A 21,769-nucleotide genomic window follows, 5' to 3' on the forward strand; every position below is an offset into this window, starting at 1 on the left:
AACCCTTTTGCTTAAAAAGATGGGTGAGATCATCGTTAGGAAGGTACGTAATTTTATACCCATCGAGAATTTGATCCGTTTTACTAACTAACCGATCACTCACATAAACTTGAGGTGAGAATTCCTCACGTTCGCCGTTCCAGAACACCCATTTTGCGTTTTGAGAAGGCAATACCTCAGCAAAGCACGCCTGTGCATCCCTACCCGCTTCGCCTGGGATAAACGTAATTTCATCCCCCGCTTTTAAGGCTTGATCCAATTTACTAGGTGTACCGTTAACCGTTAAAAGGGCTGGGGTTCCCATAGTACCCTTAATCACCCGCATTTCGTTATTCCACTCAAAGGTCAAAGCCGCTCCCGGCCGGCCAAAAAATGAACGTGGCTGTATTCCCGCAGCAAGTAAAGCCTCAGCAACCGTTGTTAATTGTAATTCGAAAATCGGAACAGAGGTATTGTTAACCGATACGGTATAATACTGAAGTCCATTTCCTTCAAGCGCGGCAATCCCAATCCCGATCGGAGTAACACTCTCTGGCCCCTTTAAGCTTTTCTCCCCATAAATCTCTCCGAGCCGTTCTCTGACTTGAATGCCGACTCGGTTCTGAGGAATTCCTAGGGTCTCTGCCAACATTTCGGAAAGCATGGGGGTTAAACTTCCGCCGCCGATGAGAATAATAGCTTGCGGAACCTCCTGATTGAGATTTAAAATCTCCTTGGCAATGCTCTCAGTCAACGTTTCCACGACTGACCGAATTAGGTTGAGAACGTCTTCCTTATTGACCACGACCTTAGCTCCGAGAAAATCCGTAAAACTCAGGCGTGCTTTCTTATTAATTTCTCGTTTCACTTTTTCGCCCACTTGGAAATCTAATAAATAATGAGCACAAATTGCTTCGGTAACCTCATCTCCAGCCATAGGAACCATCCCATAGGCAAAGAAGGTTCCCTTCCGCGTCAAGGCAATATCTGCAGTACCTGCCCCAACATCGACCAAAGCCAAATTAAGACGCCTCATAGTCGCCGGAATGGCGGCCATACCTGCCGCAATCGGTTCCAAGGTCAAACTTGTCATTTCCAAGCCCACTCGAGCCAATACAGCCACCAAACCATCAACGACCGTCCGAGGTAAAAAAGTTGCAATCACAGATACCTTGCCTATATTCCCACGCTGCCCGATCAGATTGGAAATCTCCTCTCCCTCATTCCACTGGGCAATAGGGTTATATCCAACACAATGGTAACTTTGGGAATCATCGTCAGTTGACGATTTCAGCTGACGAAGGGCTTGATGAACTGCTTCCATTTCTAGCGCTAAGACATCTTCCCGCTCCCAGCGCACCGGAAGTAATTCCTTATGTTCAGCAAACGCAACTTCCGTTCTCAACGCCCGACCAGCTGCCGCCACGGCAACACGGGTTAACGTAATCTCTAGCTTCTTTTCCAGGATCTCTTTAACCTTTATAACAGCCCGAGCAACTTCATCCACATCATGAACTTGTCCGTCATACATGGCCCGTTGCCGATGTTCGGTACGAGCGCTCGCTAAGATTTCATACCCTTGGTCTTGACTCTTCGTCATCACTAGGCCCATAACCATACGGGTTCCAATATCTAACGCAAAGATAGGTTCCACTAGTCTCACCTCTCTCTGAGTCAATTCGACTCCCTAATCGAAAAATCCTTCTCCTTCGTAATTAAACAAACCTCCACCCATGCAATCCCTGCGCAGAGTGGAGGTTTCAAGAATACTTTATGGTTTACGCTTGCATCGCCCGAGCCAAACGCTGAACACCCTCCTCAATCATTTCTGGTGTTGAACAGGAATAATTCAAGCGCACCTCTGACGTTACGCGCCCATCCGGGTAAAACAACGCACCGGGTACATAGAGTACATTTTGCCGAATCGTCTCTTGGACATAGTCAAAACTATTATTAATCTTTTTGAAGCGGGCCCAGAGAAAAAGCCCCCCTGAGGGAACGATCATGTCCACATCATCGCCTAGATAGTTTTCGATAGCCTCAACCATTGCCCCCCTGCGTTCCTTGTAAAGTGCACGCAATTTCTGGATATGAGCCGGAAGCAACCCTTCCTTCAAAAACTCAAACACGGCACGTTGCGTGAGATTATTGCTATGCAAGTCCACACCTTCTTTGGTTAAGCAAAGATGGTCAATGATATCGGTGTCGGCAACCACGTAACCCACTCTCAGCCCGGGAGCAAGAACCTTAGAAAACGTACCTAAGTAAATGACGTTTTCCCCCAAATCGATTAAATCAGGGTACCCCTCTCCCTCAAAACGCAACTCGCCATAAGGGTTATCTTCAACCACCAGCAAATCGTAGGCCTGAGCGACACGTAGTAATTCTCTTCTTCGTTCCAGCCCCATGACCTTGCCTGAAGGGTTTTGATAGTTGGGAATAATGTATAAAAACTTTGGCGTCACTTCTTTGAGCAGTGTTTCCAGTTCTTCGGGGATAATCCCCTGCTCATCACACGGTATCATGATCATCTGAGCTCGGAACCCTTGAAAAGCTTGAATCGCACCCAAATAAGTGGGAGTCTCTACGAAAACAACATCCCCAGGATCGAGAAACGTTTGCGCTAATAAGCTCAGTCCCTGTTGGCTACCCGTTGTCACCACAATTTCTTCCATGGAAACCGGTTTGCCGTTTCTCTTATGCTGCTGGGCTATCCATTCCCTGAGTTGCGGATGTCCCGCCGTTTGCGCATATTGTAAAGCCGATTTTCCCTGCTCTTCAAAAACTCGTTGAAAACAACGTTGTAATTCCTGATCCGGGAAAAGTTCCAGGGCAGGTAATCCCCCAGCAAACGAAATCATACTAGGGTTCTGAGCAGCTTTTAATATTTCTCCGATAAATCCTTCTCCTAACGTTTCCATCCAACTCGCGTACTGCATTAGATCTCCTCCTCTAGTTTGTCCTTATGTTGCGAATAACTTCTATCCACTAATACTAGTTACGCAGATAAGATGTTAACCGTAATCGTTTAGTTATTTCCGACAATATAGTTGGCTACTTTATATTTCTGCTTTCCTAAATAAATTCCTGCTTCTAAAACCCATAGCCAATGAATTTCTTAAATTTACCCTTGTGGGTGTAAGAAGCGTTTTTCCAGGTCCTCGGCCGGAAGTGGTTTACTAAAGAAATATCCTTGCATTTCGTCACAGCGCTTATCCTTTAGGAAGGACCATTGAGTTTCAGTTTCTACTCCTTCGGCAATCACTTTCAGTCGTAGGTTTTGAGCCAACAGAATGATCGCCGTGATGACTGCTTCCCCATTTGCGTCCGGACATATATCCCGAACAAACGACTGATCGATTTTTAAGGTATCAACAGGCAACTGCCTCAAATAATTAAGTGAGGAGAACCCTGTTCCGAAGTCATCGATGGAAATTCGCACACCCAATTCTTTAATACTACGCAGCATTTCAACAGAAGACTCACCTTTTTCCATAGCAATGCTTTCCGTGATCTCGATTTCCAGCCATTGAGGATCCATTTCAGTTTCCTGCAAAATCCGCGCGACTAACTCGATAAAATGGGGTTCTTGGAGTTGCCGCGCTGAGATGTTTACCGCGATACGCCAAGGCGGATACCCTTGTTCTTGCCAGGCTAGGTTCTGAGTGCACGCCCTTCGCAATACCCATTCCCCGATGGGGACAATCAAGCCTGTTTCCTCCGCAATAGAAATAAACGCGTCCGGCGAAACGATTCCCCGCTCTACTGAGTTCCAACGAATCAGGGCCTCCACTCCTACGATGCACCCGCTTTCGAAATCCACTTGTGGTTGATAATAGAGGACAAATTCTTCCCTCTCTAAGGCTCTGCGCAGGCTGTTTTCAAGAGAGAGACGTTCATGTGCCCTAGAATTGAGTTCAGGCGTAAAAAATTGATAGTTGTTTCTGCCTTGTTCCTTGGCATAATACATAGCCGTATCCGCTTGCTTGACCAGCGTCTCTAAGTCACTGCCATCGTTTGGGTAAAGGCTTATTCCGACACTCGTGCTGATAAAGACTTCATTCCAATCAAGTACAAATGGTTTAAGAAATACAGCCAAAATTCTTTCCGTTATGGAGGCGGCTTCTTCTTCTTGCCCTATTTCCGGAAGGAGCACCAAAAACTCATCCCCACCCTGACGGGCAATTGTATCTCCTTCGCGCAAAGCTTGCTTAAGGCGCTCTGAGCTCTCCTTAAGGAGACGATCCCCCATATTATGCCCCATCGTATCATTGATTAGTTTAAAGCGGTCCAAATCCAAGAACAAGACCGCCAGCCTACTCCGCTTGCGCCTTGCCTGGGCCAGTGCTTGATTTAAGAGTTCATTGAATAGGAGCCGGTTCGGAAGACTGGTCAGGGCATCATGATGGGCTTGATGAGCCAGTTCTCTCATAAGGTTTCGCTTATCACTAACATCATGAAAAACCAGAACCCCTCCGATGACTGCTTCCTGGCGATCGCGAATAGGAGCAGCCGAGTCTTCGATTGCAATCCTCTGTCCTTCTCGATGAATCAAGACGGTATGGTTGGCTAACCCAACGATACGGCCCTCTCTTAGACACCGGACTATCGGACTTTCTACCGATTTGCCAGTTTTTTCATTGACTATACGAAAAACTTGTTCCAATGGGTGTCCAACCGCTTCTGAAGTTGTCCAACCGGTTAGGGCCTCTGCTATCGGGTTTAGGTACTCTACGATCCCCAGTACATCCGTTGTGATCACCGCGTCTCCGATGGAATCCAGAGTGACTTGAGCCCGTTCTTTCGCCAGCCAAACCATGGCTTCTGCATTTTTACGCTCTGTGGTTTCACGGATAATGCTTACAATAATCGGATTCCCATGAAAGATTGTTCCCTTGGAACTGACATCGACTGGGAATACGCTTCCGTCTTTGCAACGATGCAGACTTTCAAACTGAATCCCTAACCGTGCCTTTTGGAGTTGATTAAATAGTGCACTCTTATCCTCGAGCAGGCGTAAATCTTGTATATGCAGATGAGTCAATTCCTCGCGGGTATAACCATAACGATTCACCGCTGCCTCATTGGCATCGATGATCCGTCCGTCCGGGTGGATAAAGAGAATGATTTCCAAGGAATCCTCAGCTAAAAGTCGGTAGCGTTCCAAGTGTTCCCGATCTTGAGCAGAGTTAAAGGTTAGGGCCAATTGAAGTGAAAAACGCTCCAGAAACGCGATACGCTTTACGTCAAAAAAATCAGCCTCTCTCGAATACAACGTCAACGCACCAAACGTTTCCCCCTGATGTGTCAAGGGAAAAGCCGCCACGGAACGAAGTCCGTTTTGCTCTGCAAACTCCTTCCAAGCTTCAAAGAGAGGGTTACCCTCTAACACATCGACATGCTTTCCCCCTGTTTGAATCGTCCGCCCCACAGCTCCCTGCCCATATGGAGACTCGTCCCAACGGACAATAAGAGAGTCTACGTTCTTAATTCCTGCTTGCGCTCGAAATTCAACCATCCCATCGTCTTTTTTCATCCCTATCCAAACCCAGGGTAAATCCATTTCTTTAACAAGTTGTTCACACAAATATTTCTCTATTTCAGCGAGGGGTTTTTCTTGCAACACCAGACGGTCAATCTCCTTTAAAAGGTGTTCGTAAGTTTCCAAGGTTTTTTCTTCTGTAATATCTACTAGGGTCGTGACAATTTCCTGATCGTGTTCAGCATTTACATTCTGGATAGGATCGGAATGAATTGAAAGCCAGGATTTCGGAATAGTTTCCCCTGAGACCTCTATTACACGATACATTGAGGATCTAGTATTTCCAGAAAGTACATCCCCAGGCAGTTCTTCCCAACGAAACGGGGTTCCTTCTGAGAACTTGGCCTCCCAAGTCCCATCGAACAGCGTAGGACCAGACAACTGGAGGCGGCTACGCTTTAACAAACGAGATGCTGCATCGTTGGCGTGAATCAGCTTACCAAATCGGTCCTGCACCAAAATCCCGCTTGAAATCCCTTCATAAATCCGTCGATAATAGGCCTCTTGTTCCTGAACTTCATAAAACTGCTGCTTTAATTCTTCCTCTGCCGCCACAAGTTCTTCATGCGTGGCTTCCATTTCTTCATGGGCTGTCTGAAGTTCGGTATGCTTTAACTGTAATTGTATATAACTTTCTTGGAGGGCTACCTCAGATTCTTGCTGTGACTTCACTCCCCAGTAAAATAAAAAATACAGGAGTACCGACGTCACGACAACATACAGCCACCCTTTAACCGTTGATAACTGGATGTATATATCGTGATCCACTACAAAAAAACCCAAGACACGATCCGAGAAGACAATCCACAAACCACCGATCAGCGCGTAAAGACTTGACAACCGCCAAGGGGTAACACGTTTTAAATGATCCCATTTTAGATTTTCTAGCATAATGGATTCCCTCCTTAGGATTCCATTCTCCAATATTACATAAAATTCCTGCTAATTTATGTTTATACTATAAAATAAGACAAAGAAGATTTGAGAGCTCTATAAAAAAGAAGTTACCTACCAATATGAATAACGACTGCATTTCCATATCAATGTACAACGATGAGCTTTTAGAGTACACTAGAAGAAGAGCTATGCTCGTAATTTTTTAGTTTAGTAGGGTACTGAAAGGGAAAACTATGACAATCTTTATCCTCACTTTTTCTTTTTACGCTTTTGCTGGCTGGATCATGGAAACCATATACCGTTCAATCCAACAAAGGCGTATGGTGAATCCAGGATTTTTATCCGGCCCCTTCCTTCCGATTTATGGGTTTTTTACAACGCTGGTGATTTTCTCTTCTGGGCTATTATCTCACATAGCTTGGGAAGGGCAGTTTGCTTGGTTCGTTTTTTTAAGTACCGTGCTAGAATATCTAGCTGGTTGGTTTTTTGAACGTTTCTTTCATTTGCAACTTTGGGACTATCATTCAACGCCCTTCAATCTCCATGGGCGTATCGCTCTCCCCTACTCCCTGCTCTGGGGAGTTTTGGGCCTTGTGTTTCACCTCATTATTCATCCAGCGGTTCAAATCCAAATGCTGCGTATCCCCATTTCCGTTCGTCCAACCTTAGCTATTATCTTGACAACCTATGTTATTTGGGATATTATCCATTCCTCCCTATTGCTTCGCCGCCTAGAACACTTTGTGGTCGTGTTCCAAGAACGCTATGAACGATTGGAATTCACGCCTTTTCTAATGGCTTTTTCCCAGTTTCGTCGCCTTCTGCATACCTATCCAAAAATGCGCCATACTTTAAGCGAGAAAATGTCTTTGCTTCATGCCAAACAAGAAGCACTGGAAAACTTCTTAAGACTTCAAAGACAAAAATTCTACAACTCTGAAGGGGGAAACGGTCCTCACTTAGATGACTAGGAAGGTGAATTCATTTGAATCTGGCAGATCACGTCAACGACATTTTAAACCACGAGGAGTATAAACAGTTGGCCTCATTTACTCATCATCGGCCCTTTACGACACTGGAACACTCTATCCGTGTTGCTCAGATCGCTTATAACTGGTCCATACGCCTCGAAAGAACACTCCATCTAGATACGGATGCGATCACCCGTGGCGCCCTCCTCCATGACTTTTTCTTGTATGATTGGCATCACCTTAGACCGGACGGATCGAGATGGCATGGTTTTCGCCATCCCCGCATCGCTTGCCAGAACGCAGAACGTTGTTTCCTACTAAGTGAAAAGGAAAAAGACATTATCTTGAGCCACATGTGGCCACTCACCCCGCGCATGCCCCGAAGCCGGGAGGCTTTTCTCGTAATGGTTGCTGATAAAATGGCATCGATCCAGGAATTTCGGTTTAAATTCAAACGTGAACTTCCACCCTCTGAGCGACGCACTTCTCTCCACCTATCAAAACAAACAAAATAGTAAACGGCATGCTTTCTAAATAAAGCATGCCGTTTCCCTTATTAACTATGTTATTCTGCAGCATACGTATTTCCCATAACAATATGCCCTTTGCCATTTTGCTTTCCTATGTAAAGCCGATGATCCGAGACCTTATAAAGTGTTTCATAATCCTTAGATTCTGTGGGGAACTCCGCTACTCCAATACTTAATCCTAAACCATACTTTTCTAAACCCAAGTTATTCTTTAACCGCTCCATGACTATTAGTGCATCCGGGCCCGATTTTAGGTCCGTTAAAATGACTGTAAACTCGTCACCACCAGTCCGAGCAACGATATCTTCCTGTCGGACGGACTTTTGAAGGTTTTGTGCCACATGGCGCAAAGCCAAATCTCCAATCGGATGCCCTTGTGTATCGTTTAGATTCTTAAATCCGTCCAAATCAAGAATCAGAAAAAGAAACGTCGATCCGCGCCTAAGGGTACTCGCCATTTCCCCTCGAATCCGTTGTTCAAACCCTTGGCGATTCAAAATGCCGGTCAACCGATCCGTCATCGCCAAATCCTCAAGTTCCCGTCTTTGTCGAATTGTCTCTAAGGCCATACTTAACATGCGTACAAACGCAGAGAGAATCTCCTGGCTCTGTTCAAGGTCACTCGTTCCGGAGTCCATGAGCCAAAGTTCCCCAACGACCCCTCGATAGGTTTCGATCGGCTGAATCAGGATTTTTTTCACTGGGTAAGCACTATCCTTTTGGTCATTCTCTTCGAGAATTCTCAAGGCTGGTTTTAAGTTTGGTACATAACCCAACGGATAGTTTACCTGTTTATCTTTTTGAATCCATTCTTGCCAAACAGCTTCAAACTGTTTAAGTCGACCAAAGGGCGCACGCAATTTCCATTCTCCATCCATTTCCATATGAAAAAAACCGGCCTCCAGGTAAAGAATTCCCATGGCCATTTCTCCAGCTTCTGCCAGCAACTGTACTTCTGACACCGCCTTTACCAAAATCTCTGTTCCCCGCAGGAGCAACGACAGAGCCTGTTCGCGCTCAAGGGCCGCCAGACGCAACTGTTGCTCATAAACATTGGAAGAAATCAAAGGCATAAGCTGTTCCAACCAATAGACACTCTCCTCGTCAAAGGAGGTGGGATCATCACTGAATAGGGTTAGCAAACCAAATAATTGGCCAAAATGGACGAGGGGCACGCATAAAATTCGGCGCACACCGAACTCCCGAAGTGCTTCGCTCCAAGCCGAGAAACAATAACAGTCACAAGAGTCGGCTAAATTGCGCTCGTTCCCAGATTCATCAATCTCATGAAGCGTCATTTTCAGTGCGACAAAAGCGTTCCCTTCTATCCCTCCCTCTACAAAGTTCCGTAAGTCTGACGGGAGATCATTATGGGTTAGAAACTTTTCTTGCTTTTCATTTCGGGCGCTGATGGTCAGAGAATGAAATTTCTTTTCTTGAAATAACCAAATACCGGCCATCGTAGAGTTGAAAAGATCAAGCCCGCGTTGGGTTAAAATTTTAAGTGCGTCTTCTAAATTTTCCTCATGATAAATTTCCTGAAGGAGTCCGAAAATATCTTCCGGTTTCAGGCGATTACTGTGAGGTTGAAGCTGCATGGGCTTATCTCCCTTTCATCTCGCGTCACTTATTGTTACCAATTAAGTTAAATAAAAGCACTATCAAGAACATTTTTTATTGAATTCAGTCAGTTAATAGCTATTATAAGCCCCGTAACCTATATAAGGCAACCACAAAAACTGAAGGTTGTCTTTTGTTCTTGCCCTACTCCTCATCCCAATCAAGGGTACGCAAAACTGCTTTTTCCCACCCACGGTATAGCTTAGTCCGCCGTTCCACTCATTTCCGGTTCAAATCGTTGATCCAATCTCCATGACGTCTTCAGTTTATCCAAATCCCGCCAAAATCCCACCGCTAAGCCCGCCAATAGGCGGCTCCCAAGGCAGTTGTCTCAATGACCCGTGGGCGTTCCACCGGAACTCCTAACATATTGGCCTGAAACTGCATGAGGAAGTTATTAGCTGCTGCCCCTCCGGTTTGCTCCCTGAAGCCAAGAGTGGGCTTAACACAATATACATGGTCACCTACTTCATTGGGGGAGCACTAGGGTCATACTCTGGTATGACCGCCTGGAGCCTCTGGCAATGGAATGGTGTTTGTCTCGTAGGAAGCCTTATGATTTTGTTAAGTTTAATAGTCTGGATAATCGGACGAAAACGTTAAATGATAAATTCTATAAAAGCGATTGGGTTTTGCCCAATCGCTTTTTGTTCAACTTACCGATCCTTAGCTGGAATTGGCCCCCTTGAAAGAGCAATCCTACCTGTCCGAGCAATTTCAATAATTCCATGATCCTCATCGAGGACTTGGCATAAAGCATCGATCTTTGTTTCATCCCCGGAAAGTTCGATAACCATCGTCTCCCGGTTAACATCCACAATGCTTGCCCGGAAAATATCCACAATATTAATGATATCTGAACGGGTCTCTAGGCTCGCTTTGACCTTAATTAAGGCTAACTCGCGCTGAATCGACTCGACGGCCGTAAGATCACTAATTTTTATGACATCCACTAATTTAGACAGTTGGTTAACAACCTGCTCCTGCTCGATCTCATCCCCTTCCACCACAATCGTAATTCTCGTGGTATCCGGTTCCTCCGTATATCCTGCAGCAATACTTTCAATATTAAACGCTCGGCGGCTAATCAGTCCGGAAATATGGGTTAAAACCCCTGGTCTATTTTCTACTAAAACAGCGAGTGTGTGTTTCATGCAACTAACCTCCCATAATCATCTGGTCCAAACGTGCACCCGACGGAACCATAGGCAAGACGTCCACCGTTTCCGGCGTCCGGATATCCACGACGACAGGACCAGGCGTAGCTAACGCTTCTTTTAGGACTTTATCAAGTTCCTCCGGTTTAGTCACCCTTAATCCAGCCACACCCATAGCCTCAGCCAATTTCACAAAATCAGTGTTTCCTTTAAGACTAGTATGTGAATAGCGTCCGCCGTAAAACATCCTTTGCCACTGAGCTACCATGCCTAGCGTCTGATTATTTAAGATCAAGATCTTAACTGGAAAATTATAATTCGCAGCAGTCGCCAGTTCCTGGCAGTTCATCATGATTCCGCCATCGCCAGCAAATAAAATCACCGTACTATCCGGCAAACCACATTGCGCTCCCAGAGCAGCTGGAAGACCATACCCCATCGTACCTAGCCCGCCAGAGGTCAGAAACGAAAGAGGATGTTTAAATCCGTAGTACTGAGCTACCCACATCTGATGTTGTCCAACATCCGTGACAATCACGGCATCACCCTGGGTCAACTCGCTGACTTTCTCTATCACAGTTTGTGGCATCACGAGCTCTGCGTCGCGCTCGTAAGTTAAAGGGTTTTCGCGTTGCCAGCTAAGAACATTCTCAGTCCAGGCTCGAACTTGTTGTTTTAACTCGCTGGAAACGTCCTTAACCCGTTGCACAAGAGCAGGTAAAGACCATTTCAGGTCTCCAATCACGCGCAAATGGGCCAAAACATTTTTGTTAATTTCCGCAGGATCGATGTCAAAGTGAACCACTTTGGCCTTTGAAGCAAAATCGCTCAAAAGTCCAGTCACTCGATCATCAAAACGAACCCCGATACCTAGCAACAAGTCACATTCTGTCGTCGCCATATTGGCTGCATACGTTCCATGCATTCCAACCATGCCAAAAAACTGGGGATGATCATACGGAAGACTTCCCAAACCCATCAAGGTCGAAATGACAGGAAACCCTGTCTGATCAACGAGCTGTCTCAAGGCTTCAGACGAACCCGATAGATTCACCCCACCACCTATAAAAATAAGCGGTTTGCGAGCGGATCTTAATTCCTCAAAAACCTGATTGATCGTCTCTAGATTCCCTTCGAATATAGGATGATACCCCCGCAACTTCACTTCTGACGCATAATGATAATCCAGAGAAGCAGCAAAGACATCTTTAGCAACATCTACTACCACAGGTCCGGGCCTACCTGTACGTGCAATATAGAAAGCTTCTTTAAGAACTCCAGGTAAATCCTCTACCTTTTTCACCAAATAGTTGTGTTTCGTAACAGGAGTCGTGATCCCTCGAATGTCTGCCTCTTGGAAGGAATCCCTTCCAATCAGAGGAACGGCGACTTGACCCGTAATCGCAACTAAGGGTATAGAATCCATGTAAGCTGTGGCAATACCTGTCACTAAATTGGTTGCCCCCGGCCCGGAAGTAGCAATGACCACTCCGACCTTACCAGTTGCCCTGGCATAACCGTCGGCTGCATGAACCGCTCCCTGTTCATGTTTGGTTAGAATATGTCTAAACTCTGCAGTATACAAAGCATCATAAAGCGTCAACACCGCCCCTCCGGGATAGCCAAAAACTACGTCAACGTTTTCGTTCTTCAGGGATTCTATAATTGCTTCTGCTCCACTCATCTTCAAATTATTGACCCTCCCTTTCTGCTCACCTCTGAACCGACAGGTTCATAAATGTTTCCCTATATTATAACAGATTTAAGTTTAATCAAAATATTCTTTTTGTTAAATGAGTAGCATTTTTTCACTATTATAGCATAAATGCAGCTAACCCTTACGGAGAGATTAGCTGCATTTAACTTCACAAATAGTCCAGCTCTTTCTTGAGAAAATTCGCCGGGAAGTACCGTCTTGGGCATTCCATAGTCACTTCAATAGAGACCCCAAGTTAATGAGGAATGCTTAATTCATACTTAGTGCAGTATTGGAAGAATTTCTTCTTATACCACTTAACCGCTCGATAAAAACCATACCAATTAGAATTTGAAAAGTTATCCGCTAATTGAACTCCATCCACTTGCCTATCATCAAAAATTTTTGGGTCAAAATTACGAAATGCTTCTTTCAACCATTTATTGTCATCGTAGGTTATTAAATCTAGGTCATCCGTATTAAATAGTCCCTGCTCGATAAGAAGTCGTATCCAATTCTTTTCCCTTTTCTTATCCTCTCCTTCCGATAACAGCGTATCCATAAGGATATCAAAGTTTTCAAATCCTAAATAACAATCCAAGTATTGATTATGTAATGCTAGATAATCCTCCAAATGTTTTCTAATGTTATTGAAAGCTCGTTTAAATCTTTCTTTATTGTCGATCTCTACGCTCTTATAAGAACCATTAAATTCGCCACTTTCGTCAAACTCATACGACCAGACCAAGGAAGGGATATCTGGAAATTCCAGTGCTTGACCATGTCCGTAGGCAGGCATAATTCGATCAAATAATTTCTCATAGTTTTCCCGACCGAATTGCGCAAAAAAATGTAGGATTTTGTATAACAACCCTAAATCTTCTTTTGTTATTGCTTTACAATTCTTAATATCATTGACTTTACTCAACATCCCACTAAACCCTTGGTGAGTGTAGGAATCTGCATACGCATGCAAAATGATACCTAGCTTAATCAAGTCATCCTCAAGAAATACGTCATTTATGATATCTAGAATTATTGGGGCTTCTTCCTTGCAACGCAGCCTTTTCGTAAAGTTCTCACCTTTACAGCCTGGAACAAAATGAAAGGCAATCGTGTTGTTTACCATAGCCTCGTAATTAAATGTATTAATGCGAAAGTAAGAATGGCAAGTCGCCATATTAAAAAAAGCAGAACGATTTTCAACAAGGTCATGCTCAGGAATATGACTCGAACTATCAATAAACATAAGATTTATTTTCGCATCATCCACAAATTGTGAAGCATAGGCAATGACTTGAGCACTGTCTTTTTTAAAACCACATGCGCGACAAAACGCTAGAATAGCATAGTAATGGGCATCTCTTTTCATAGTTCCCCTCCTTAAACTTCGATCAAAAAATTTATGAATCGATGCACCATACTATGCGCAAACCAAATATTATGTACTAAAGGGGGGTGATCTAAATGTCCGTTCGGGTAATAAACTCTAACGATGAAACGGTCCTCTTACCTCAAGAGACGGGTAATGAGGAACTGGATAATATAGTAGAAATTGCCGGTTATTCATATGATCCAAAACAAGACATTTTTTATTCTAATATGGATCCATGGCAAAGAGGGATTGGATATTGTCGTTTGTATGATGAAGCGGCAGCACCTTTAGGAATGATTATAGATTGTGAACCGATTTACTTTGAATATGGTGGAAAAAAATGGATGATTGCCTTGTGGAAAGGCCAGTATGATCTGGTAACGGGTTGCGAAATAGGCGTCTATACAGGGACTCTTGATCTAAAGATTCCTGGTTTTCTTAGGGGTGCTTTTTATCATTGTGCAAGCAATGACGATCTTTTGCAAATGTCCTATACTTTAATCAAGAATAACAAACCATACTTTACACGAGAAGGAACCCACTGGTGGCTCACAGGTTTTAGACTAGGAGAGTTTTCCGAACCCTCAGAACTAATGATGGACGTTAAAATTACCTTGAAAAATGTGCCAATGTGTGAGGCGTTTGTGATCGGATTAAGAAATGCAGGATACTCTGATGATGAATTTACAACAGAAACGGATAGAACTACAGTAAGTTTCAAATTTGGTGTGCCCCATACACGACAACCGATTACACGGACACCAACAACAGATTGGTTCATTCAAAGAAAAAATGAACAATTATGTATTAAGTATCAAGAAATTACGAAAACATCGACTACTATGCCGGATAAAATTAAAGCGATCGAGGAACAAGCGCCTGAGTTATATGGTAAAATCATGAGGTTTGGAAAATCCAAAGCATTATTTGAGATCTTCGAAACATCATTACTTGTAATCATTGTAACCGGGATGTTAATTTTATCTCAGCAACGCGCTAAACACAACTAACAAAGAGCAATAATATACCAAGGGCGTTGGACATGAAACTGAAATATAACTAAAGAGTGCCTCTGAGCGTTAGTTGCAGTTAAGTATCGATGAATTTAAAAATACCCCCGACAAAGCTAGTTTGTCGGGGGTATTAACTTATTTTACGCATAGTTCAATTCGAATTTCGCGCTACCTCTCCTCTCGGTCATAGGACAGACCCAAAGCTCCGGGAGTTGATAAACGTCCTTTGTGTCGAGCGACCACCACTACCAGGACCAACACCGTAAACAGGTAGGGTAGCATTTTTAAGAAAAAGGGCGACACGTGAACCCCTAAAACCTGCAGGCGGAAACCAAGGGCATCAATCCCCCCAAACAGGTAAGAACCCAATAAAGCTCGCAATGGATTCCACAGAGCAAAGATAACCAGAGCCACCGCGATCCAGCCCCGTCCAGCCGTCATATTTTCCAGCCAACTGGGGGCATAGGCCAAAGATAGATAAGCTCCCCCGGCTCCACCTAACATGCCACCGACAATTACATAGATATATCTTAAGAAAAAGACATTTAAACCAAGTGCATCCATAGCCGCTGGATTTTCTCCCAAGGCCCTGAGGTTTAACCCCGGTCTGGTACGATACATGTAAAACCATAGGAGGATTACCAGAGCGTAACTGATGTACACCAGAATGTCATGTTGAAATAAAATGGGGCCGATGATCGGTATATTTGCCAAGGGGCCAAGGGGCGTAATAGTGAATGGCTTAGGCACGGGTATTCCGATATATCCCTTTCCGAGGTAGCCGCTAAGTCCAGTCCCAAAAATCGTCAGACTCAAACCACTGACTACCTGGTTGGCCCGTAAGGTAATGGTTAAAAAGGCATGGATGAGAGCCACTGCTCCACCTGCTAGCATGGAGACCAGTAAACCAATCCAAGGATTGCCCGTGGCCACCGCCGCCATAAACCCTGAGACCGCGCCCACCAACATAATTCCCTCAACGCCCAGATTGATGATCCCGGCGCGTTCGGTAATGAGTTCTCCCAAGGCCGCATAGAGGATAGGAGTACCAGCGGTAATTGCGGCTGCCAATAAAGGTATCAAGAATTCTTGGATGCTCAATTTCCCAATTCCTCTCCTTTCCGGCTCACCAGTTTCACCCGGTAGTTAGTAAATACTTCGCCTCCGAGGACAAAGAAAAGAATCGCTCCCTGCATCATGGTTGCTACCGCTGCAGGCACACCCTCAAGCTGAACTGCATATCCCCCCACTTGCAAGGCCCCAAATAGCACTGAGACTAAGAGGATCGCTAAGGGGTTAAGTTTACTGAGCCAGGCCACGATAATGGCAGAATACCCGTATCCTGGGCTGATTCCATGTTGGAGCCTGCCGATAATACCACTAACTTCGGTCATGCCTGCTAGCCCTGAAATCGCACCGCTGATAAACATGACCAAATAAATATTGCGTTTAATATTCATACCAGCATAGCGCGCTGCACGTTCACTTGAGCCTATGACCTTAATGCTGTACCCCCAGCGGGAATATTTGAAAACGACTGCCAGAATCATTGCCAGAGCTAAAGCAAAGAACAGTCCAGCATGAATGCGGGAATCCCCCAAACCAGGTAACCGAGCAGCATCTGGGAAGGGTGCGCTTATTGGGAAGTTAGACCCTTTGGGATCCTTCCATGGACCGTAGACGAGATAGTCTACCCAGAGGATGGCAACATAGTTTAGCATCAGACTCGTAATGATCTCGTTGACCTTCCATATTGCTCTAGGCAGAGCCGTTAGAAGAGCCCACAGCCCCCCTGCAATCATTCCGAGAACGATCATTCCCGGCAACATGAGGTAGATAGGCAGGTGGGGATAGGTTAATGGCAAAAAGGATGCGCCAAATGCCCCCATATAAAGCTGACCTTCTGCACCGATATTCCATAATTGCATTTTGAAGGCCAACGAAACTCCCAGTGACGTCAACATCAACGGGATAGCCTTGACCATGGTCTCTGTGAGTCCATATTTTGAACCCAGACTTTCCCCGAACATGATCGAATACACGTGCAGTGGTTTTTGTCCGGTAAAGGACAAGAAGACTGCCCCTAATAATAGGGCCAGTAGTACCGATATTAAAGGTATGATAAAAACCATCACCGGCGAAGGGGTAAGACGTTTTTCCAGTTTAAATGTGAGCCGGTTCATCGTCATTTATCCTTTCTCTGGCTGAGCGGGAGCCTGTCATTAAGAGTCCCACTTCTTCCAAGTCAGTTTGTTCAACGGGAAATTCTCCAGTTATTTGACCGTTGAACACTACCCCAACCCGGTCGGCCAATTTGAATATTTCATCAAGGTCCTCTGAGATCAGCAGGATCGCTGTTTGGCGTTTCTTTAACTCCAATAGCAATTTATGCACCGCTTCGGTGGCCCCAATATCCAGTCCCCGCGCTGGGTAGATTACCACCATTAATTTGGGGGAACTTGATATTTCTCTGGCCAGTAAAAGCTTTTGCAGATTGCCACCCGACAACATTTTTACAGGCTGACGCAGGCTAGCTAGTCTAACTTGGTACTGTTTAACCAGATCTTCGGCATTTTGTTGGACAACCCGTGATTTCAACAGCCAACGCCCCGAGTACTTGGGTTGATGATAGTTTTTCAAAATAAGATTGTCCAGCGTATTAAGGTCTGGGACCAGTCCCATCCCCAAGCGATCTTCAGGCACATAAGCTACCCCTAGGTCAATGATCATGCGAGGGGAGAGATTGCCTATATTACGATCGTTTAACAGGACTTTCCCACTCTCAACCCTGCGCAAACCGGAGATTACTTCCGCCATTTCCCGTTGGCCATTACCAGACACGCCTGCCAAACCAAGAACTTCTCCTTCTCGTACACAAAGAGACAGTTCACGTAAGCACGGAAGACCCATATCATTTAAGGCATTGACCTTATCTAGCTGCAGTACGACCTGGCCTACAGGGGAAGATTCCTTGTCATACTGCATTGTTACAGCTCTTCCCACCATTAAGCGGACCATCTCTTTAGCATTGATGTCGCTTTGCTCCAGTACACCGGCTACCTTGCCATGTCGCAGCACGGTAACCCGGTCTGCAACCGCCTCAACCTCATTTAATTTATGGGTTATGAGAACCACAGCACAACCTGCGGAGGCCATTCTACGCAAATTCCCAAACAGTTCCCCAGTTTCTTGAGGGGTTAGCACTGCCGTAGGTTCATCTAGTACCAAGACCTTCGAACCACGATAAAGCATCCGGACGATCTCTACTCGCTGTTTCTCTCCCACCGAAAGTTGCCATATTTTAGCGTGCAGATTAAGCTCCAGACCATATTTTTTTCCAAGCTCATGAATACTGGCTTTAAGTTTTTTGCCCGATAGGATAAAGGATGACTGTTTTTCACCTAACGTAATATTTTCGGCAACGGTGAAGGGCTCCACCAGTTTGAAGTGTTGGTGAATCATGCCGATACCGCAGGCTATAGCATCTCTGGGGGAACGCAATTTTTGCTCAAGCCCATTTACCAGGATTTTTCCCTCATCCGGCCTGTAAAGACCGGCCAGTATGGACATTAGGGTGCTTTTCCCTGACCCGTTTTCTCCCAATATAGCATGAATTTCTCCAGGGTAAATATCAAGGTCCACATGGTCATTAGCCAGTACGCCCGGGAATTTTTTCACAATTCCCTGCAATTGGATTAGGGATTGGTTCATCTCTGTTCCCCTCAATTCACAAACAGTTTCTGACGAACTATTTAGAGGAAACTCTTAAATAGTTGAAGATTATGCCTAAAGCGTCCTCTAAGCATAATCTCTTGTTTAGATAATGGATTTTATTCTAACCGTATTATTTAGGGATGGTACCGTCAACACCCTCAACAAACCAGTTAAAGGAGAGCATATCTTTATCAGCCATTACCTGACCAGCTGGGACTTTGACTTCTCCCTTTTGGTCTTTGATTGGTCCAGTAAAGACATCCCATTTTTTGTCCATGATTTTCGCTTTAGCATCTGCCACCAGTTTCTTGGTGTCTTCAGATACCATCGGGCCAAAAGGAGCAATGTCAACAACACCGTCGCTCAAAGAGCCCCAGTATTGTTCGTTTTTCCAAGTACCGTTTTTAACTGCTTGAATAGTCTTCACATAATATGGACCCCAGTTAAATACCGCGGAGGTAAGCACCGCCTTGGGTGCCATCTTGGACATATCACTATTGTATCCGATACCGTATTTGCCTGCTTCTTCCGCAGCTTGCATAGGCCCAGGGGTATCCTGATGCTGGGTGATTACGTCAGCGCCGCCAGCCAGAAGGCTTTTAGCAGCATCTTTCTCTGCAGCAGGATCATACCAGGTATTAGTCCATACTACTTTTACTTTAGCGTTAGGATTTACAGAGCGTACCCCTTGGGTAAATGCATTGATACCTCGGATAACTTCCGGAATCGGGAACGCGGCAACATAGCCAATGAGGTTACTCTTAGTGGTTTTACCAGCAACGATACCCGTCAGATACCTAGCTTGGTAAGCGCGGCCGAAATAAGTACCCACGTTGTCTGCTGTTTTATAACCAGTGGCGTGCATAAACACTACATTAGGGAATTTTTTCGCCACATTAATGGTCGGATCCATATAACCAAAGCTGGTCGTAAAGATTACTTTGTTGCCTTTTTCAGCGAGTTGAGTAAATACGCGCTCCGCATCGGCGCCCTCAGGAACTGACTCGACAATGCTTGTTTCCACATCTGGCATTTTTTCAGCTAGGTATTTGCGACCAACGTCATGGGTATAGGTCCAGCCCCCGTCACCCACAGGTCCTACGTAAACAAAAGCCACCTTCATTTTTTCCTTACTGGCTTCAGGCGCTTTGGTCTCTGCTGTTTTGGTCCCACAGCCAGATATAATCAGTAGTAAAGAAACCAGCAAGGTAACCAGGACTGTACTTCTCCGTTTTAATCTCATTCCTAACTTTTCCTCCTCTTCCTTCTCCATGATCTTCTTAATTTTCCCCTCGCAAAGCATGCTTTGCAATCACAAGTTACATATGATTTATCTAAATCCCCCACCTCCGGCAACAAAAAAGCTTTATAGAGATAAAAATCTCCATAAAGCTTCATTGCTCAAATTACTTAGAATCCTGTCTATTATATAATTAGTTTTTAAAAAATACAATGATTTCTTTGGATACTACATTTTACCTCAAACAAAGGCAAACAAAGGGACAGGTTCCATGTTTCTCCCTCTGTTTCACTATACATAGTCGTCCAAAAATGCTCCTATCAGTTTATCTTCATCTTAATGTCCCAATGAACTCCTAACCCCTTAGTTCTTTGATTTTTGAAATTAACTTCTTATATAACTTATGCATATGAGGTTCAGTACTATAAACGTTTATTTCCTCAAGGGGAATCCATTGAACGCCACTATTTTCATCCTCTTTTACAATAAGTAAGTCGTTATCATCAGCTTCAATTAAATAAGCAACTGATAAATGTAAATGTGGGGAAACGTATTTTCCCTTTTTTGCATGTCCTAACACTGTTAGTATGTCCAATGAGAAAATATCCGGGGTAATAGGGTGACTATTTATTACCCCAGTTTCCTCCTTCAATTCTTTCATGGCAACCGCTAATAAGTCTTCTTCTCCATCAGCATGGCCTCCTATCCAGGACCAAGAATTATAAATATTATGATGTATCATTAACACTTTATCTTTTGCCCTATTAACTACGAATGCCGAGCTTGTGATATGAGCCACCTCATTATTCCTAGTTAAAACATCCCCGAATACCTTTGTACAATACAAAAATACTTCTTTATCTTTTTCTTCTTGCTCATTGTAAGGGGTATAGCTTTTTATTGACTCGAACAAATGCTTATTATCTCTCTTTCGCGTTTATAATAACTGCACAACAAATATAACTGCCCTCCTACGACCAAATCAGGGTGGGAGGGTATTGGCTGCTCGCTCTAACCATTTTCCCTCGCACACGGCACCTTTCTCATAAACATTTGTGGCGAGAAGTATTCCCTGATCTTTCCATAAAGTTTCAACCTCCTGTAATAATTGTAATACAGCAAGGTTCCTTGTCAACAGATTTTGATCTTTAGAGTCTTTGTTGTTTAACTCTGGGATTTACTATGAGATAACTCTTCATTATTTGATAATCTTGGATCTAAAGCAAACTGTTCAATAGAGACATTTAATTCTTTTAACAGCCTAATCCATTGGTTTGGAGTTCCTTTATATAATCCTCGCTCGATCCGAAAGAGATAATGCTTCTTCAAGCCTGTTTTTTGTTCCAATTCTTGCAGAGTTATTCCCCGATGTAACCGCCATTTTTTAAAGTTCCGACCAAAATGACTTTCATTCATTTCCCTTGTCTCCTTTACCTACCAGTTGACCTAATTCACAATATTAATCATTATAGCATCAATTGTCCTATCTTGTGAACCATAAAGGGTTTTATTTCTAAAAAAAAGAACAACACTCTATAATCATTTTTTAGCAAGTTATTATGAACCTTGGAATAAATGGCAAGTATCTAAGAAAGGAGGGTAAGCCTATGCCAGAACTCGGAAAAAGGCTTAAAGAAATTCGGCTAACTAAAGGTCTCAGTGCTAAGGAATTATCTCATCGGTCCGGGATAGCTCGTAGTCTTATCAGCCAATTAGAGACCGGAAAGCGCCAATCCACAGGCATTGATACCATTTGTCGTTTAGCACTGGCCCTTGAGGTTTCCCCTACCGTCTTTCTTGGCAGCGAATCTATTCAAGCACCGACATCAAACTACGGATGTTCCAAAAACTCTCACTATAATGAGGACCTATTTCCATTTATGGTTAAGGAAGAAAATCAACCCTTCCTACGTCTGGCTCAAAAAGCGGAAAAAGCCGGTCTCTCACCAGATCTTCTGGAAGAACTACTAGATATTATCGTTAAACTTCGTTCAGCGCCCCCTTGTCCTAAAGACTCGAACTAAATAGGCAATAG

General features: G+C 44.3%; 17 protein-coding genes and 1 pseudogene. 4 read left to right on the plus strand and 14 right to left on the minus strand.

Annotation, left to right across the window (positions count from 1 at the left end; genetic code table 11):
- The 3 genes from DSOL_RS12180 to DSOL_RS12190 form a co-directional block, all read right to left on the minus strand.
- Positions 1-1,633, minus strand: a 1,633-nt coding sequence (locus tag DSOL_RS12180; protein WP_075365133.1) for a rod shape-determining protein, incomplete at its 3' end; no start/stop codon positions are given.
- A gap of 124 nt (positions 1,634-1,757) precedes the next feature.
- Complete coding sequence (locus tag DSOL_RS12185) at positions 1,758-2,918, minus strand: aminotransferase-like domain-containing protein (protein WP_075365134.1); 1,161 nt, start codon at positions 2,916-2,918, stop codon at positions 1,758-1,760.
- Positions 2,919-3,103: 185 nt separating this feature from the next.
- Positions 3,104-6,412, minus strand: coding sequence for a bifunctional diguanylate cyclase/phosphodiesterase (locus DSOL_RS12190; protein ID WP_083642518.1), 3,309 nt, complete (start codon positions 6,410-6,412; stop codon positions 3,104-3,106).
- Between the two features lie 239 nt (positions 6,413-6,651).
- On the opposite strand from DSOL_RS12190, the gene DSOL_RS12195 reads away from it, so the two are divergent.
- Both DSOL_RS12195 and DSOL_RS12200 read left to right on the plus strand, forming a co-directional pair.
- Positions 6,652-7,389 (plus strand): putative ABC transporter permease, encoded by a 738-nt coding sequence (locus DSOL_RS12195; protein ID WP_075365135.1) that lies wholly within the window; start codon positions 6,652-6,654, stop codon positions 7,387-7,389.
- Between the two features lie 14 nt (positions 7,390-7,403).
- Complete coding sequence (locus tag DSOL_RS12200; protein WP_075365136.1) at positions 7,404-7,904, plus strand: HD domain-containing protein; 501 nt, start codon at positions 7,404-7,406, stop codon at positions 7,902-7,904.
- Positions 7,905-7,954: 50 nt separating this feature from the next.
- On the opposite strand, the gene DSOL_RS12205 is transcribed toward DSOL_RS12200, so the two are convergent.
- From DSOL_RS12205 to DSOL_RS12230, 5 genes and pseudogenes are all read right to left on the minus strand, one after another.
- On the minus strand, positions 7,955-9,517 hold the full coding sequence (locus DSOL_RS12205; protein ID WP_075365137.1) for a sensor domain-containing diguanylate cyclase: 1,563 nt from the start codon (positions 9,515-9,517) through the stop codon (positions 7,955-7,957).
- Positions 9,518-9,683: 166 nt separating this feature from the next.
- Positions 9,684-9,953, minus strand: a pseudogene (locus DSOL_RS26735) (FGGY-family carbohydrate kinase); the annotation flags it as partial.
- Between the two features lie 242 nt (positions 9,954-10,195).
- Positions 10,196-10,693, minus strand: a complete 498-nt coding sequence (gene ilvN, locus DSOL_RS12220; RefSeq protein ID WP_075365138.1) for an acetolactate synthase small subunit — start codon at positions 10,691-10,693, stop codon at positions 10,196-10,198.
- 4 nt (positions 10,694-10,697) lie between these two features.
- Positions 10,698-12,386 (minus strand): biosynthetic-type acetolactate synthase large subunit, encoded by a 1,689-nt coding sequence (ilvB, locus tag DSOL_RS12225; RefSeq protein WP_075365139.1) that lies wholly within the window; start codon positions 12,384-12,386, stop codon positions 10,698-10,700.
- 262 nt (positions 12,387-12,648) lie between these two features.
- Positions 12,649-13,764, minus strand: a complete 1,116-nt coding sequence (locus tag DSOL_RS12230; RefSeq protein WP_075365140.1) for a DUF6765 family protein — start codon at positions 13,762-13,764, stop codon at positions 12,649-12,651.
- A 95-nt stretch (positions 13,765-13,859) separates the two neighbouring features.
- Here DSOL_RS12230 and DSOL_RS12235 point away from each other — a divergent pair, with 95 nt between their 5' ends.
- A complete protein-coding gene (locus DSOL_RS12235) occupies positions 13,860-14,777 on the plus strand; it encodes a DUF4474 domain-containing protein (protein WP_075365141.1) in 918 nt (305 codons plus the stop codon).
- 171 nt (positions 14,778-14,948) lie between these two features.
- On the opposite strand, the gene DSOL_RS12240 is transcribed toward DSOL_RS12235, so the two are convergent.
- From DSOL_RS12240 to DSOL_RS12265, 6 genes are all read right to left on the minus strand, one after another.
- Positions 14,949-15,881: an ABC transporter permease gene (locus DSOL_RS12240; protein ID WP_075365142.1), complete on the minus strand. Its 933-nt coding sequence runs from the start codon at positions 15,879-15,881 to the stop codon at positions 14,949-14,951.
- On the minus strand, positions 15,878-16,963 hold the full coding sequence (locus DSOL_RS12245; protein ID WP_075365143.1) for an ABC transporter permease: 1,086 nt from the start codon (positions 16,961-16,963) through the stop codon (positions 15,878-15,880). Before DSOL_RS12245 ends, DSOL_RS12240 begins: the two co-directional genes overlap by 4 nt.
- Complete coding sequence (locus DSOL_RS12250; protein WP_075365144.1) at positions 16,944-18,491, minus strand: ABC transporter ATP-binding protein; 1,548 nt, start codon at positions 18,489-18,491, stop codon at positions 16,944-16,946. Before DSOL_RS12250 ends, DSOL_RS12245 begins: the two co-directional genes overlap by 20 nt.
- Positions 18,492-18,624: 133 nt before the next feature.
- A complete protein-coding gene (locus DSOL_RS12255; protein ID WP_075365184.1) occupies positions 18,625-19,737 on the minus strand; it encodes a BMP family ABC transporter substrate-binding protein in 1,113 nt (370 codons plus the stop codon).
- A gap of 352 nt (positions 19,738-20,089) precedes the next feature.
- Complete coding sequence (locus DSOL_RS12260) at positions 20,090-20,647, minus strand: NUDIX hydrolase (protein ID WP_075365145.1); 558 nt, start codon at positions 20,645-20,647, stop codon at positions 20,090-20,092.
- Between the two features lie 251 nt (positions 20,648-20,898).
- Entirely contained in the window at positions 20,899-21,150 is a 252-nt protein-coding gene (locus DSOL_RS12265) for a helix-turn-helix domain-containing protein (RefSeq protein ID WP_075365146.1), read from the minus strand.
- A 191-nt stretch (positions 21,151-21,341) separates the two neighbouring features.
- Between DSOL_RS12265 and DSOL_RS12270 the strand changes: the two genes are divergently transcribed.
- Complete coding sequence (locus tag DSOL_RS12270; RefSeq protein WP_075365147.1) at positions 21,342-21,758, plus strand: helix-turn-helix domain-containing protein; 417 nt, start codon at positions 21,342-21,344, stop codon at positions 21,756-21,758.
- Positions 21,759-21,769: the final 11 nt, after the last annotated feature.

Origin of the sequence: Desulfosporosinus metallidurans (genome assembly GCF_001936615.1) — a bacterium.
In the GTDB taxonomy this organism is placed as follows: domain Bacteria; phylum Bacillota; class Desulfitobacteriia; order Desulfitobacteriales; family Desulfitobacteriaceae; genus Desulfosporosinus; species Desulfosporosinus metallidurans.